Here is a 15,067-nt window from a genome sequence, read left to right as displayed (position 1 = left end):
TTTCAAATCGGCTTTTTATTATCGATACATCGTCCACATCCCAATATCTTTAGACCCTAATCGTTTATAAATTCGTCCAGCAGTCGGGTTGTTATAAAACAAGCAAAGTGTTCGGCCTTCATTCGTAAAGTCCCGAATCATTTTTTGTAATATAAGCGAAGCATATCCGCTCCCGCGATAATTCGGATGTGTACATACGCCAATTATCATAGCGGATAATGAATTTTCAGCAGATGTAGAGGCGGATGCGATAATAGCACCGTCTTTTTCAATATAATACGTACGTCCTGTATTTGTTTCGAGAGCTTGTCTTAATATTTTCTCTGATTCATTAGCAGTCGGGAATTCAGCGATGTTACTTCGTAATTGTATTATTCGCTCTACATCCTCTAGTGTGGCAAGTTTAATTGTTTCTTGGGCAGGCGTACTAGGTAAGTTGTTGGCATCTAGACATGCACAAAAATACATTTCATTTTTAGTACCGAGCTGTATATTTGAAACAGTTTCAAATCGTTCTACAATAGTTGACTTACCAGAGAGTTTCAGCGGCTTATATGCGGAAAGAAGCGCCTCATAGTCAGTTACTACAAACTCTTCTTTACTATACGGTATAAATTCATCATGGAAGCGGAGTAAAATCGATTGTAATGTTCCATTCTCTTTGAATGTTCCCCATAGTTCTTGAAAATCTGTCTCATAACCAAAAGCTTCAATATCTCCAATAATAAATAAGTTAAGGGCTGCTTCTTCTTTTAGGTAAGCGAATACTTGTTCATGATCTTTCTTTGTTAATTTTCGCATCATAACGAATCGAACTCATTTTTTATTTTTTTCTAAATATTACAACTTAAGTTTTTTGAAATTAATATAAAATTTTATGTTTAGTTCACAAACTTTCGGAAAAACTAGGAAAGATATGACAAAGGAGGTTATGAACGGTGGATCATCCAATTCAAGGGTTAATGAAAGCGGCAATGGAAAATTTAAAAGAAATGGTCGATGTAAATACGATTGTTGGAGAGCCTGTTCAAACGGCTGACGGTGGTGTGGTGTTAACGGTTTCTAAAGTAGCGTTCGGTTTTGGAGCAGGAGGTTCTGATTTCCAAACGAATGATGGACAAAGAGCGAACGGAAACCCTGCATTTGGTGGCGGTAGCGCGGGTGGTGTTTCTATTACACCAGTCGCATTTCTTGTGGTGAATAAAGATGGAGTAAATATTCTACATTTACAAAATGCGACACATTTAGCAGAAAAAATGATTGAATTAGCCCCACAAACAATTGATAAAATTCAATCGATGTTCCAAAAAGATGAAAAGAAAGAGGGAAATCATCATCCTCAAAACCCAGATGAAATCCTTTAAAAACGCCTGCTCACGAGCAGGTGTTTTTTCTTGTAATCACTATGTAATAAAACTCATGAAATTGTAAATAGTTTTTGAAGTTTTTTCTATGTTTCTAAAATTTTTCATGTTAAAATATGCTATAGAATTGAAACATATAAAACGAAGGTGGCTAGGTGCTTTGTCTGGAGGATCTGACCAAGTAAAGAATATGATATATATTAATGGTAATCGTCGGGGTCATTGTTTTATTACATCAGGAATTACGTTTAAAGAGTTTGCAAGTAACATCCCTTCACCGCTTCATCAAGTGTTGCTTTTAAAGCATAACTTTGAATGGACAGATTTTCATTATCATACTTTATTTGAATATGTTGAGGAAGAAAATATACATAAGTTAATTCAAGCAGAGATTGATGAATTTGATGAATTTTGTTGGGTAGATTTTGATGATGCAAGCGATTTAGATGAACTAGAGCCAAAAGAAATTGCAGAGCTTTTATATTTGGCTCACAAAAAAGAACCACTTGCAAGAACGTTCTTTCCGTTATTGAAAAATAGATTTGTTTATTTTTCACATGATGACGGATGGTACAACAAAGTGTATTATCGTAGAATTGCAGACTTTGTAGGGATGTTAAGTAAAGTCATTCCTTATAAACTCGGTGCTTTCGGTAAGAAACGTTTTTCTTTCTTCCAAAAATCAAAAATTTTCCCAGCAATTTCAAAAGAAGTGATTATGGGGCTTATTCCATTAATGGAAGATGGTCTTTATATTGATCTGGCAGGGAAAATTGAGTCAAGAAGGGGTCTTGAAATTCCGGTATATGTAGTGGGTTCGTATGAAAGTACGGATGAGGTGCTAGATAATATCGATGAATTAAAAGAAGAAGCAACAGAGACAGGGTGGCTCATTTTTGATAAGAAAGAGCAAGAGTGGCAATGGGTTGTGGACTAAGAAAACTTGGCGCATGCAGTCAAGTTTTCTTGTCTTTTGAAAGGAGTACAAATGAAGAAATATTATACAATTGTGGGTATTGTAAGTATTATTCTTGTGGCAATTTTACTTATAACTTGTCCGAAAGAATCAGATTTTAAATTGTATCTAGAAGATAAGTATGCATTGAAATGTGACGAGAGTAGTTTTGAATGCACGCAAAATGTAGATGGTAAAAAAGAAAAACTAAAATTTGAAAGTACAGATGCACGAAATGGTGTATTCTTTATGACTGTAAAGCAAACATTTAAAACAGAAGCTGATGTTACGAAAGAATATAGCGGAGTAGGAATGTTTGGTACATTTCTTTTTGTTTCAGAGAAGACTTTCTAGTAATAGAAGGTCTTTTTCTTATGCTTATGTTCATATAGATGAAGTAAGACAAGCATAGGAGGGGTATTGATGAAGAAGGAATGTATTGTTTGCGGTGGTGAGGAGTTTTTCTCTTCTACATTATACGCACGTACAAAACAAGATTGGGCGTATGCACCAAATATGTATCGATTTGAAAAGGTGTTTATTGAGCATCGAGATGAAGAAAATTATCCAGTGTTTCAAGAAATTACAGCGAAGCATTGTTGTGGATGCGGTCATATTATGTTGTATCACGAATGAACACACCAAGTATAACTTGGTGTGTTTTTTTAAAACGCTGACAAAGCAAGCGGATAAAATAAAGTGAATAAAACAGAAAAACTACCAAAACCAATTGCTGTATATCCAAGTGTTCGTGCTCCGAAATTGACAGCTAATAAGCCAACTAAAATCGCAAGAGAACCGAGTGTAACTGGATAAAATGCAATTGAGAAAAGCGAAAGAAATAAAGCGACATAGCCTATCATTGCACCAGTATTTGTACCTTCTATTTCATTTGCAATGTCTTTACGCTTATGTCTAATTGGAATGCCAGCTGGTGATATTTCAGCTGCATACTCTTCGTTTTTTTTACCACTTTTAAAATGATGATTTCTCTTTCTTCGCATGTACATCCCTCTCTTTCAATTGGGTGTACCTATAGTATCTTTCATAAAGAGAAGAACATGAGTATGAGTTAAACCCAAGTAAAGCAAAAATTGGAGAATAAAAATTCCATCGTTAGCATGTACATCTCCTTATGAAGATAAAACAGGAATTTTAGAAAATGATGTAGAATGAAATGAATGATAAAACGTGAAGGTAGGGGAGTGCATGACGAAATTTAATTGGCATGAATCAGCAGAGAAAAAATGGGATAGTAGTGCGGAATTTTGGAATCAAAATAGTCAGGAGATGTGGGACAGCGGGAGTAGGAGTACAATTATTCCATTTTTTGAACACTATGTGAAGAAAGAAGCGCAAGTGCTCGATGTTGGTTGTGGTGATGGATACGGTACATATAAATTAAGTCGCGCGGGATATAAAGCAGTTGGTGTAGATTTATCAGAAGTGATGATTCAAAAAGGGAAGGAGCGCGGAGAAGGACCGAATTTATCTTTTATAAAAGGAGATCTTTCTTCCTTACCATTTGAAAATGAACAATTTGAAGCAATTATGGCAATTAATTCTTTAGAGTGGACCGAGGAGCCATTACGAGCATTAAATGAGATAAAGCGTGTTTTAAAAAGAGATGGATATGCATGTATTGCAATTTTAGGACCGACCGCAAAACCACGAGAGAACAGTTATCCTCGTTTATACGGCAAAGACGTTGTTTGTAATACGATGATGCCTTGGGAATTTGAACAGTTAGCGAAAGAACAAGGTTTTGAAGTTATAGATGGGATCGGTGTATATAAGCGCGGAGTAAATGAGAAGATGTTAGGTCAACTACCTACAGAATTACAACAATCGTTAACGTTCTTATGGGTATTTATGTTAAAAAACGTATAAAGAAATGAAAGAATTTTTAGGAGGTAAATAAGTGCAGAAAATACAAAAAACTGATACAATATCATCAGAACCAATTAAAGGGGGACTAGGGTATATGACAACTACTACAACAGTTAAATCCGACATTGAAATCGCACAAGAAGCGAGTATGAAGAAGATTCAAGAAATTGCAGCTGATTTAAATATTTTAGAAGATGAATTAGAGCCATACGGGCATTATAAAGGTAAGCTATCTCTTGATATTTTTAAGCGCTTACAGAATGAGAAAGACGGTAAAGTTGTTTTAGTAACAGCGATTAACCCAACTCCAGCTGGAGAAGGTAAATCAACAGTAACAGTTGGTTTAGGTCAAGCTTTTAATAAAATTGGTAAGAAAACAGTAATTGCACTTCGCGAACCATCTCTTGGACCAACGATGGGACTAAAAGGCGGAGCAGCAGGTGGTGGTTTTTCACAGGTTGTACCAATGGAAGACATTAATCTTCACTTTACTGGAGATATCCATGCGATCACAACTGCCAATAACGCGTTAGCAGCGTTTATTGATAATCATATCCAACAAGGAAACACACTTGGAATTGATACGCGTAAAATCGTTTGGAAACGCTGTGTTGACTTAAATGATCGTGCCCTACGTAACGTAGTAATTGGTCTTGGTGGACCAGTTCAAGGTGTACCACGTGAAGACGGTTTCGATATTACAGTAGCATCTGAAATTATGGCCGTATTCTGCCTTGCAACAGATATTCAAGATTTAAAAGCACGTCTATCTCGAATCGTAGTTGCTTATAACTTTGCAAATCAACCTGTAACGGTTAAAGATTTAGGTGTAGAAGGTGCGTTAACACTATTATTAAAAGACGCATTAAAGCCGAACTTAGTACAAACGTTAGAAAATACACCAGCTATTATTCACGGCGGACCATTTGCGAATATCGCTCACGGTTGTAACAGTGTTATCGCTACAACAATGGCAGCAAAATTAGGTGATTATGTTATTACAGAAGCTGGATTCGGTGCTGATTTAGGCGCTGAGAAGTTTTTAGATATTAAAGCTCGTGCAGCTGGTATTAAACCAGAAGCAGTTGTTATTGTTGCGACAATTCGTGCGCTTAAAATGCATGGCGGTGTAGCAAAAGATCAATTAAAAGAAGAAAATGTAGATGCATTAGCAAAAGGTATGGAAAACTTACAGAAGCATGTTGAAACAATTCAAAGCTTTGGTGTGCCTTTCGTAATTGCAATTAATAAATTCATTACAGATACAGATGCAGAAGTTACATACTTACAAGAGTGGTGTAATGAGCGTGGCTATGCGGTATCCTTAACAGAGGTTTGGGAGAAAGGTGGTCAAGGCGGAGTTGACCTTGCTGAAAAAGTGTTAAAAGAAATCGAAAAAGGTGAGAACAACTACGCACCACTTTATGAATTAGAATTACCATTAGAAGAAAAAATTCGTACTATTGCTCAAAAAGTTTACGGAGCAAAAGATATTGAATTTGCTCCGAAAGCACGTAAGCAATTAGCTCAATATGAAGGAGAAGGCTGGAGTAACCTACCAATTTGTATGGCGAAAACACAATATTCTCTTTCTGATGATGCAACGAAATTAGGTCGTCCATCTGACTTTATCGTTACAATTCGTGAGCTAAAACCATCTATTGGTGCAGGATTTATCGTTGCGTTAACAGGAACAATGTTAACAATGCCAGGCCTTCCAAAACAGCCAGCAGCACTACAAATGGATGTAAATGAAGGTGGAAAAGCAGTAGGTTTATTCTAAAAGGTTGTAATTCATCTCGTTTATCTGTAAACTATATATACATCAAGTGGCGCCTTTCCATCGAAAGGCGCCTGTTTTTTGGAGGAAATTATGTTTGATCCAACTGCTTTTGATAATTTAAAAGTAATCGTAGAAGGCGCTGTTTATGATTTTGATTTACATGGAGATATTCTTGTAACAGATCGAAAGGATATGATGGACCTTGCTTCATTAAGTCGTATATATCATATTTCATTTCAATTAACAGAACCATTCGAACCGTTAGTAGAAGCAACATTTTCACTATCTGTAGATGCAAAGAACTTGTCTGGTGAAATATTGGAAGTACCACAATTTACACCAGGTTGTGAAATGAAATTAGCATTTTCATTCCCCATAGAAAAAACAGAAGTAGTGTGCGAAGAAATTGAAACTTTCATGCATTCTATATGGGGAAAAGAAAGAATGATTACGCAGAAAATTTCATACGAATATAATAAGCAAGCGATTTCATATCATAATAAGGTAGAGGTTCTATTTCAAAAAGCGATTACAGAAGACCATGTTGATGATTTAATAGCTGTTATTTCACACATGATAGAAACGGTGCGAACAATACAACATTTTCTTCAAAAATAGAGATAAAGGAGAAAAAACAAATGATTAAAGATATGCAACCATTTTTACAACAAGCTTGGGAGAAGGCTGGTTTTAAAGAATTAACTGAAATTCAAAAACAAGCGATTCCAACTATTTTAGAAGGACAAGACGTTATAGCTGAATCTCCAACTGGAACAGGAAAAACATTAGCGTACTTATTACCCCTTTTACATAAAATTAATCCTGAAGTAAAACAACCACAAGTTGTTGTTTTAGCGCCAACACGTGAGCTTGTAATGCAAATTCATGAAGAGGTTCAAAAGTTTACAGCGGGAACTGAAATTTCAGGTGCATCTTTAATTGGTGGTGCAGATATTAAGCGCCAAGTTGAAAAATTAAAGAAACACCCGAGAGTAATTGTCGGTTCACCAGGCCGTATTTTAGAATTAATTCGTATGAAAAAGCTAAAAATGCATGAAGTGAAAACGATTGTATTTGATGAGTTTGATCAAATTGTAAAACAAAAAATGATGGGTGCTGTGCAAGATGTAATTAAATCAACGATGCGCGATCGTCAATTAGTATTCTTCTCGGCGACAATGACAAAGGCTGCAGAAGACGCAGCACGTGATTTAGCAGTTGAACCACAATTAACACGTGTAACACGTGCAGAGTCAAAAAGCTTAGTTGAGCACACATATATCATTTGTGAGCGACGCGAAAAGAATGATTATGTAAGAAGAATTATGCATATGGGTGATGTAAAAGCAGTTGCTTTCTTAAACGACCCATTCCGTTTAGATGAAATTACTCAGAAATTGAAATTCCGTAAAATGAAAGCAGCAGCTCTTCATGCAGAGGCAAGTAAGCAAGAACGTGAAGCAACGATGCGTGCATTCCGCGGCGGGAAATTAGAAATTCTACTTGCTACTGATATTGCAGCACGTGGAATAGATATCGATGATTTAACACATGTAATCCACTTAGAGTTACCAGACACAGTAGACCAATATATTCATCGCTCAGGACGTACAGGACGTATGGGTAAAGAAGGAACAGTCGTTTCTCTTGTAACACAACAAGAAGAGCGTAAATTACTTCAATTTGCAAAAAAACTAGGTATCGTGTTTACGAAGCAAGAAATGTTTAACGGATCATTTGTAGAAACGAAACCGAAAGCACCAAAGAAAAAGAAACCAGCATTTACAGGGAAGAAAAAACCTAGATAAATGATGGGGAAGGCGTAACTATTTGTAGTTACGTCTTTTTTGTTTGTAAACAAGTGATAAAGGGAATTGTATTGGTGTTTTTATGTACCTATCATATATGCTTCTACTGGGAGTATCGATAAAAGGCTAGTGTATTCATTTGGTTTATACAAGGAAATAATATAAAAAGAGTCGAATATTAAACTGATGCGAAATAATAAAAAGAAGGTACACATATGGATAGGAAATTAGGAATGTTTTTAAATACGAAACATATTGAAGTAAACGAAGGAATAAAGAAGGCGATAGAATGGGAGGTAGAATATATTCAATTATATGCTATGAATCCGACTTTCAACTTAGCTAACATTTCAAAGGTACAATGGAACACTTTAAAAGAAAACTTATCTTTTAATGAGATTCAAATACCATCATTAGCAATTAGCTTCGGAGAAAATGGAATAATAGGAACTGAAGCTGAATGTGCAATAGAGAGTTTTAAATATATTACTGATAAAGGGTTAAGGTTAGGAGCTAACATAGTAACAGCCCATATTGGGAAAATCCCAGATGATGAAAATAGTGAGTCCTATGATAAAATGATACGTGTTTGTAATGAAATAGGGGACTTAGCATTCAGATTTGGAGGATTCTTCGCTATTGAGACGGGATCTGAAAAAGCGATAGTGTTAAAGCGGTTTTTAGAAAATATAAATTCAAAAGGATTAGCGGTTAACTTTGACCCAGCAAATTTAATAAGTGATGTAAATGAAAATCCGGAAGAAGATTTATTACTATTAAAAGATTATATAGTACAAACTCATATTAAAGATTGTAAAGAAGTGAAAAGTGATAGTTCAAGTAAGTATATAGAAGTAGCAGCAGGAAATGGTGAAGTAGATTTCGATATATTCTTCAAAGTATTAGATGAAATTGGATTCGACGGATATAACATGATTGAAAGAAATGATTATTTTGGCGAACTGGATGGGATAAGTCAGTCGATAAATTTTGCAAAGAAGTACATATCAACTCAAAAGGAATAGCGATAGCACTTGTAGAAAGCTACATAGAATATAAAAAACATTAGGAGGAATACAAATGATTCATAAAGTTGGACAAATTATGTTATATGTAAATAATCAAGATGAGGCAGTCAATTTTTGGACAGAAAAGGTAGGGTTTCATGTAGTTGCAGAGGAAGATAACAAACAAGGAATGAGATGGATTGAAATCGCTCCAACTAACGGTGCTGAAACGAGCATTATACTACATAATAAAGAAGTTATTTCTAAGATGAGCCCAGAATTAAATCTTGGTACACCGTCCTTAATGTTCTTCTCAGAAAATCTGGATCAATTATATACAGATTTAAAAAATAAAAATGTTACAGTTGGCGAAATGGTAACTATGCCTTTTGGTAAAGTATTTAACTTTGCTGATAGTGAAGGCAATTATTTTGCGGTTATGGAAAAGAACCAATAATAATATTGTTATGTGAAAATCCCCCTCAAATATATTTAAGGGGGATTAAATCTTTGAAATGAATTTTTCATTAGAGAGTTGTTTAATAAAAAATGTTCCTTTTTCAATAGCAGTTTCAATATAACCGACAATTTGATTAAGCGTAAACACCTGTAAGTCTTTATGCAAATGTTGCTCTGGATACAGCATATCTTCAAAAAGATACTTTCGAAAAGCTAAAACGTTTTCTTTAGAAACCTCTTCAATATCCACAATGTGAGCCTCTTGATTGAGTAGAGAAAAGAGCTGTTGTTCTTTATCGTAATGATAAAGCAACTTTGCATTTAACAATTTAAAATCGTTATAGTACATAGGTGCGATAGTTTCGTCGTTTTCTATTCTATTTTTTAGCCACGGTAGAAAAAAGCCGCTTAGCCAATTATCATCGGCAATGAGATGGGTGTAATAACCTAAGAGAAAAGGGGAATCCATATGAACTTTATATTTTTGAAAAAAAGAATTGAAATCTATCCTTCTCGTATAGTTTTTCGTTGTGCCAGCGTAAAAGTGTGAAGTTCCTTTTTCTTCTGCTGAATGAACCGCATCAGGGGCTACCCCTCCAAGTATGAAAGAAGTTTTGTCTTGAATACATAGTTTTTCGGCGATACCGTTAGCGATAATAGCATGCATAATTCGTGATCCCATGAATGACACCTCGGTTTCAAGTATTCATCAGGAAGAGGACTGAACAGTTAGTATTACTTTCCCTGTACTTTGTCTACTTTCGACCCATTCATGTGCTTTCCCTGCATCTTGAAGTGTAAAAGATTTCGTAGCCTTGATTTGCAAACGTCCGTCACGCAAATAACGGAAAACTTCATTTGCAGTTTCTTGGAGTAGTTTAGGACGTTTTTTTCGGGTGGTTCCAAAGCTAAAACCGAGTATAGAACGGCAACTTGCATGTAAATCTTTCGTTTGGAAATTGCCAATTTCACCGCTAGCATTACCGAAATGAACGAGGCGACCATAATAAGCAAGACATTGTAAACTTCTTTCCGAAACAGTTCCAGAAATAGAGTCTAAAATGATATTAACGCCTTCTCCGTCTGTCAGCTCATTGACTTTCTCTACAAAATCTTCATCTTGATGACAAATAACATAATCAGCTCCAGCATCTAAAGCAATTTCTTTTTTGGCTTCACTTCCGACAGTACCAATAACTTTGCCAGCCCCTAATAGTTTTGCAAGTTGAATCGCTGTAGTACCAATTCCGCCAGCCGCTGCATGAATGAGTACAGATTCACCTTGTTGAAGCCGTGCAACATTTACGAGTAAGTTATAGCTTGTGAAAGATACAATCGGACAAGCAGCTGCAATTTGAAAATCGACTTCATCAGGTAAAGCAAAAGTAAGGTTTTCGTTTGCAACAACGTATTCTGCGTAAGATCCATTTTGAGGAAAAGCAATGACTCGCTGTCCAGGATGAAGATTTTTAACTTGAGAACCGACACGTTCTACAATACCAGCGGCATCTATCCCTGGAATAAAAGGTAGTGCTTTATTTCCTTTTTTGCCATAACGTGATTTAATATCAGCGAAATTTACACTAGTAGCAACAATGCGAATTAACACTTGATTGTCTGAAATAACGGGTATATCCACATCTGTATATTGCATCACTTCAGGACCACCGAACGACGCTACAATAATAGCTTTCATCATATATCCTCCTAAATTTGACTATATAAATCATTTTAAAGCGTCATTAGAAATTGGAAAATTATATAATAGTTATGCATGGTTATAAGTGAAGCTTATGAACCCATTGAATCATTATATTAATTTATATAAAAAACTTTTGAAAAAATCGAACGGAATATGGATTACTTGCCAATATATAGTGTAAGACAAAGGAGGGCTGGTATATGAAGGGTGAAATAAATTACGCACATTTAATTCAATTAACTTTATCAGGCAATAAAGAAGCATATAGCGAGTTGTATGATAAAACGATTCAAGAAGTATATAAAACAGCACATTTTTTAATAGATGATAAACCGGATGTAGATGATGTCGTTCAAGAAATATACATACAGCTATATGAATCGCTTCGTAAATATGATAGCGAGAAGCCATTTCGTCCTTGGCTAATTGGGCTTGCGATTAAACAAATTCATTCTTATAGAAGAAAGAGGTGGATGCGACTACGAATTATAAAAAAAGCAGAAGAGCAAAGAAAACCAGTACAAATTGATTTTTCTAACGATGTTATAAGTAAAATATCAAACCAAAAACTAATCGAACTCATTCATAAATTACCATATAAATTGAAACAAGTTATTATTTTAAGATACTTGCACGACTACTCACAAGAAGAAGTAGCACAAATATTACATATTCCAATTGGTACAGTAAAATCTAGAATTCACGCGGCATTAAAGAAACTACGTCAAAAAGAGCAAATAGAAGAAATCTTTTTAGGAGAGGTAGGGAATGTGAAATGAGTTTAGATTGTAAAGTTCGAGAATCTATACAAGAAGAAGCCAAGAGGATTGTTGCCCCGCCGGAGTTGAAAGAAAAAGTAATCGTTCAAATAAAAATGAATCGTGGTGGAAGTAAGAGGAAAAAACGCCTTATCGCAGGAGTACTTGCAGCGGCTTTTTTAATCCCGACGACTGGTTTTGCGTATCAATCTATTATGGCGGATGGTATATACGGATCTTTTGAAAACTTAAAAAAACATGCTGGAACGATGACATTAGAGGCGTACATGCGTTTTAGTGCAAAGTTATCAGAAGCGAAAGATGAAATGGGTACGAAGGAATATGAAGAGTTTACAAAAGAACTAAAAAAATTAACAAATGCAAAACTTACGTATGGGGATTCGAACGGTAATATTGATTATGATCAATTATCACCAGAAAAAAGAGAAGAAATGAAAAAGATAAGTATGGATCTTCAACCATACTTTGATAAATTAAATGGTCATAAATCTAGTAAAGAAGTATTAACAAGAGAAGAGTTTGATCGCTATGTGGAAGCTGTAATGACATATGAAATCGTACAAGTAAAAACAAAGTCAACGGGTGGAATGAAAGTAGAAGATGTACCTGACGCATACAAAGAAAGATTTATTAAAGCGGAGCAGTTTATGGAGTATGTAGATGAAAAGGTGAGATAAGTAGAAAAGCTCATAGCTTTAGCTGTGAGCTTTTTTTATTGAAAGAAAGTAAAGTATTCAATTATATTTTTTCATATTTGCATTATCCTTTTGTATAAAACAATCTAAAAGTGAATAACCCGCTATTAAACTAATTATCGTAACAAAAGTTGTATTTATAAGAATAATATTAGCTAAATAAGGTAGGTACGCACCAACTGGTGAAAAGAGTAGAGCTGGAGAAAAGGAAATGAATAGCGTAGGCAACGTAATAGCAATAAATTTATCCGGTTGACAGCGCCAGTTTTGTTTACTCGTTACCCGATTAATAGATTGAAGGAATCGTAATAAAATGCCAACTATAAGAGGGAAGAGTGTAAAGTATAATAATCTTGGATAAACGTTAAAGTTCACTTGCGCGTCTGTATCTAAATAAAATTGAATTTTCACTCCGACAAATAATAATAAGACGATAAATAATGTGAAGCAGAGGTATAGCATCACTTTTTGCATTACATTCCACCATCCTTTGCTCAAAATATATTCAAAAAAAGAAGAGATATACAATAACTACTGTTGTATATCTCTTCTTTTACTGTTAGTTAATAGTGGAGTTTGCTTTTTCTTGCTTCGTGAAATAATCAATAATGCCCATTGCGCTAATTTCTATATCTAAATGTAAAATGTTATAAACGGAATGATCTGATGGGACGTTTGACTTTGTAAGATGAGAAGAGATCCTATCCATTAATACAGTTTGTAAAGCTTTAGTCGCTTCATCGAAATCATTATACTTTTCAAAGACCTCTTTACCAGTATGAACGAAAATAGGTAGCCAATGTTCTAGTTGGTTATATACTTCTGTAACATTGGATGATGCACCGTAATGGCCGAAATAAATTGTATCTACATTCATACTTTGAATGTGATTTTTAGAAGCAATCATCGCATCTGGTTGGAATTGAGAAGGAGACGTTGATGGTAGAAATAGCTCTACACCAAGGTCTGCCAGTTCTCTATAATAAATTCCAATTGTATCGCCAGTGAAAATACCGTTTGTTAATGAATCGTGAATGCTAATATGGTGCTTAGCATGTCCCGGTGTATCGTAAAATGTAAGTGTACGGTTTTCTGCAATTTGTAATGTATCACCGTGTTGTACAATATGAACACGTTCTTCTTCTATAGGAAGAATTGGATCGAAAAGTTTATCGAAATCTTCTTTGTACACAGCTTTTGCACCTAAAATGAGTTTTGTTGGATCAATCATATGACGAGCACCGCGAGAATGCACATATAAAGTAGCATTTGGACACTTTTCCATCATTAAACCAGCTGCCCCAGCGTGATCTAAATGAACGTGTGTAACGATAATGTTTTTTACATCGTTTAAATCAATATGTAATTGTTGTAAGCCATCTAAAATATACGGAAGAGAAGGGGCTGCACAAGTTTCAATTAAAGTAATATCGTCACCTAATAAAACGTACGTACCTGTTCGTTCATTATGTTGTAGATCGAAATCATCAATAAGATATAGGTGAGAAGATAATTGCTCTACTTTTTTCATCTTTACCACTCCTTATATACGATATGTAACTATTATACGCTAAAAATACAAAAAGGCAGAAAACGAAAGCTCGTCTTCTGCCTTTTTGTAATACTATTATTTCGTTTGTTGTTTATTAATAGACATAACGAACAATCCAACAACGCCGCCAACTAATGGAAGCATAATTTCTCCTGCTAAATTAAAGTAGGAGCTTAAGAATAAACCATTTACATCGATTACCCAGCCAATAACATACAATAACATCATATATAGTACGAAATAAAACTCGCGATTTGAAATCGTTTCATGTTGTGCAGTTTTCATAATGAACACCATCCTTTTCTTTTATAATGGAATATAAACTGTCACATTTTGTTCACAAATTAATTGTAAAACTTTCCATCATAAAAGTCTAGTAGTTTGTGTCGAATTTTTGAACATAAATAAAGCGCTCTCATTTCGAGGGGGTAAATACGTAATAAGAGCTGTATATTCATGAATGTAGTATAGTATAAACATAGAATGATAGTGAAGAGAGGGGTAGGAACAATGACAGTTTATGATTTTTCAGCTAAAACAATAACAGGAGAAGAAAAATCGTTACAAGATTATGAAGGAAAAGCACTTCTTATTGTAAATGTAGCTAGTAAATGCGGATTTACACCGCAATATAAAGGATTACAAGAAGTATATGATAAATATAAAGATCAAGGACTAGAAATACTCGGTTTCCCTTGTAACCAATTTGGAGGACAAGAACCAGGTACAGAAGCAGATATTACTAGTTTTTGTGAATTAAACTACGGTGTAAACTTCCCAATGTTTGCAAAGGTTGATGTGAAAGGTGATAAGGCTCATCCTCTGTATACTTACATGACAGAACAAGCACCAGGTTTACTCGGTATGAAAGCAGTGAAATGGAACTTTACTAAATTTCTAATCGGAAAAGACGGGAAAGTAGTAGGGCGTTTTGCGCCGCAGACGAAGCCGGTGGATTTAGAGGTTGAGATTGAGAAGGTGCTTGGAGAATAATTAGAAGCTAGCCTATCTCTTATTATGTTTATTAAAAAACGCCTTAAAGAACGATGTAGTTCTTTGAGGCGTTTTCTTTC

General features: G+C 35.0%; 20 protein-coding genes. 13 read left to right on the top strand and 7 right to left on the bottom strand.

Annotated features, from left to right (window positions below; all coding sequences use genetic code 11):
- Window positions 1-18: 18 nt before the first annotated feature.
- Window positions 19-804, bottom strand: coding sequence for a GNAT family N-acetyltransferase (locus tag CO726_RS19275; protein WP_099685332.1), 786 nt, complete (start codon window positions 802-804; stop codon window positions 19-21).
- Window positions 805-938: 134 nt separating this feature from the next.
- Between CO726_RS19275 and ytfJ the strand changes: the two genes are divergently transcribed.
- The 4 genes from ytfJ (at window position 939) to CO726_RS19255 (ending at window position 2,955) form a co-directional block, all read left to right on the top strand.
- The gene (gene ytfJ / locus CO726_RS19270; protein ID WP_000349987.1) at window positions 939-1,364 is read left to right on the top strand and encodes a GerW family sporulation protein; all 426 of its coding nucleotides are present in this window, start codon (window positions 939-941) and stop codon (window positions 1,362-1,364) included.
- A 160-nt stretch (window positions 1,365-1,524) separates the two neighbouring features.
- Window positions 1,525-2,301 (top strand): oxalate:formate antiporter, encoded by a 777-nt coding sequence (locus CO726_RS19265; protein ID WP_000014090.1) that lies wholly within the window; start codon window positions 1,525-1,527, stop codon window positions 2,299-2,301.
- A 51-nt stretch (window positions 2,302-2,352) separates the two neighbouring features.
- Window positions 2,353-2,673: a hypothetical protein gene (locus CO726_RS19260; RefSeq protein WP_000761180.1), complete on the top strand. Its 321-nt coding sequence runs from the start codon at window positions 2,353-2,355 to the stop codon at window positions 2,671-2,673.
- Window positions 2,674-2,742: 69 nt separating this feature from the next.
- A complete protein-coding gene (locus CO726_RS19255; protein WP_000711202.1) occupies window positions 2,743-2,955 on the top strand; it encodes a hypothetical protein in 213 nt (70 codons plus the stop codon).
- Window positions 2,956-2,984: 29 nt separating this feature from the next.
- On the opposite strand, the gene CO726_RS19250 is transcribed toward CO726_RS19255, so the two are convergent.
- On the bottom strand, window positions 2,985-3,323 hold the full coding sequence (locus CO726_RS19250) for a permease (RefSeq protein WP_099685331.1): 339 nt from the start codon (window positions 3,321-3,323) through the stop codon (window positions 2,985-2,987).
- A gap of 205 nt (window positions 3,324-3,528) precedes the next feature.
- Here CO726_RS19250 and CO726_RS19245 point away from each other — a divergent pair, with 205 nt between their 5' ends.
- The 6 genes from CO726_RS19245 to CO726_RS19220 all read left to right on the top strand — a co-directional run bounded on the left by CO726_RS19245 (window position 3,529) and on the right by CO726_RS19220 (window position 9,264).
- On the top strand, window positions 3,529-4,209 hold the full coding sequence (locus CO726_RS19245; RefSeq protein WP_099685330.1) for a class I SAM-dependent methyltransferase: 681 nt from the start codon (window positions 3,529-3,531) through the stop codon (window positions 4,207-4,209).
- Window positions 4,210-4,303: 94 nt separating this feature from the next.
- A complete protein-coding gene (locus tag CO726_RS19240; RefSeq protein WP_099685371.1) occupies window positions 4,304-5,992 on the top strand; it encodes a formate--tetrahydrofolate ligase in 1,689 nt (562 codons plus the stop codon).
- A 90-nt stretch (window positions 5,993-6,082) separates the two neighbouring features.
- Entirely contained in the window at window positions 6,083-6,610 is a 528-nt protein-coding gene (locus CO726_RS19235) for a hypothetical protein (protein ID WP_136699748.1), read from the top strand.
- A 20-nt stretch (window positions 6,611-6,630) separates the two neighbouring features.
- Window positions 6,631-7,800, top strand: coding sequence for a DEAD/DEAH box helicase (locus tag CO726_RS19230; protein WP_097949690.1), 1,170 nt, complete (start codon window positions 6,631-6,633; stop codon window positions 7,798-7,800).
- A 215-nt stretch (window positions 7,801-8,015) separates the two neighbouring features.
- Window positions 8,016-8,825, top strand: coding sequence for a sugar phosphate isomerase/epimerase family protein (locus CO726_RS19225; RefSeq protein ID WP_136699746.1), 810 nt, complete (start codon window positions 8,016-8,018; stop codon window positions 8,823-8,825).
- Window positions 8,826-8,880: 55 nt separating this feature from the next.
- On the top strand, window positions 8,881-9,264 hold the full coding sequence (locus CO726_RS19220) for a VOC family protein (RefSeq protein ID WP_099685328.1): 384 nt from the start codon (window positions 8,881-8,883) through the stop codon (window positions 9,262-9,264).
- A 45-nt stretch (window positions 9,265-9,309) separates the two neighbouring features.
- Here the strand turns inward: CO726_RS19220 and CO726_RS19215 are convergent, their stop codons facing one another.
- Together CO726_RS19215 and CO726_RS19210 are read right to left on the bottom strand one after the other, a co-directional pair.
- Entirely contained in the window at window positions 9,310-9,948 is a 639-nt protein-coding gene (locus CO726_RS19215) for a hydrolase (protein WP_099685327.1), read from the bottom strand.
- A gap of 27 nt (window positions 9,949-9,975) precedes the next feature.
- Window positions 9,976-10,962, bottom strand: coding sequence for a quinone oxidoreductase family protein (locus tag CO726_RS19210; RefSeq protein ID WP_099685326.1), 987 nt, complete (start codon window positions 10,960-10,962; stop codon window positions 9,976-9,978).
- Between the two features lie 206 nt (window positions 10,963-11,168).
- Here CO726_RS19210 and CO726_RS19205 point away from each other — a divergent pair, with 206 nt between their 5' ends.
- Window positions 11,169-11,747, top strand: a complete 579-nt coding sequence (locus tag CO726_RS19205) for a sigma-70 family RNA polymerase sigma factor (protein ID WP_099685325.1) — start codon at window positions 11,169-11,171, stop codon at window positions 11,745-11,747.
- Window positions 11,744-12,424, top strand: coding sequence for a DUF3600 domain-containing protein (locus tag CO726_RS19200; protein ID WP_099685324.1), 681 nt, complete (start codon window positions 11,744-11,746; stop codon window positions 12,422-12,424). Before CO726_RS19205 ends, CO726_RS19200 begins: the two co-directional genes overlap by 4 nt.
- Window positions 12,425-12,481: 57 nt before the next feature.
- On the opposite strand, the gene CO726_RS19195 is transcribed toward CO726_RS19200, so the two are convergent.
- The 3 genes from CO726_RS19195 to CO726_RS19185 form a co-directional block, all read right to left on the bottom strand.
- Entirely contained in the window at window positions 12,482-12,916 is a 435-nt protein-coding gene (locus tag CO726_RS19195; protein WP_099685323.1) for a hypothetical protein, read from the bottom strand.
- Between the two features lie 85 nt (window positions 12,917-13,001).
- A complete protein-coding gene (locus CO726_RS19190; RefSeq protein ID WP_099685322.1) occupies window positions 13,002-13,973 on the bottom strand; it encodes an MBL fold metallo-hydrolase in 972 nt (323 codons plus the stop codon).
- A 96-nt stretch (window positions 13,974-14,069) separates the two neighbouring features.
- Window positions 14,070-14,279: a DUF3925 family protein gene (locus CO726_RS19185; protein ID WP_098761213.1), complete on the bottom strand. Its 210-nt coding sequence runs from the start codon at window positions 14,277-14,279 to the stop codon at window positions 14,070-14,072.
- Window positions 14,280-14,504: 225 nt separating this feature from the next.
- On the opposite strand from CO726_RS19185, the gene bsaA reads away from it, so the two are divergent.
- On the top strand, window positions 14,505-14,987 hold the full coding sequence (gene bsaA / locus CO726_RS19180) for a glutathione peroxidase (RefSeq protein WP_088081382.1): 483 nt from the start codon (window positions 14,505-14,507) through the stop codon (window positions 14,985-14,987).
- Window positions 14,988-15,067: the final 80 nt, after the last annotated feature.

Origin of the sequence: Bacillus fungorum (assembly GCF_002746455.1) — a bacterium.
Lineage (GTDB): Bacteria > Bacillota > Bacilli > Bacillales > Bacillaceae_G > Bacillus_A > Bacillus_A fungorum.
The sequence above is the reverse complement of the archived record's forward strand: the minus strand, read 5'-3'. Positions and strand labels throughout refer to the sequence as shown.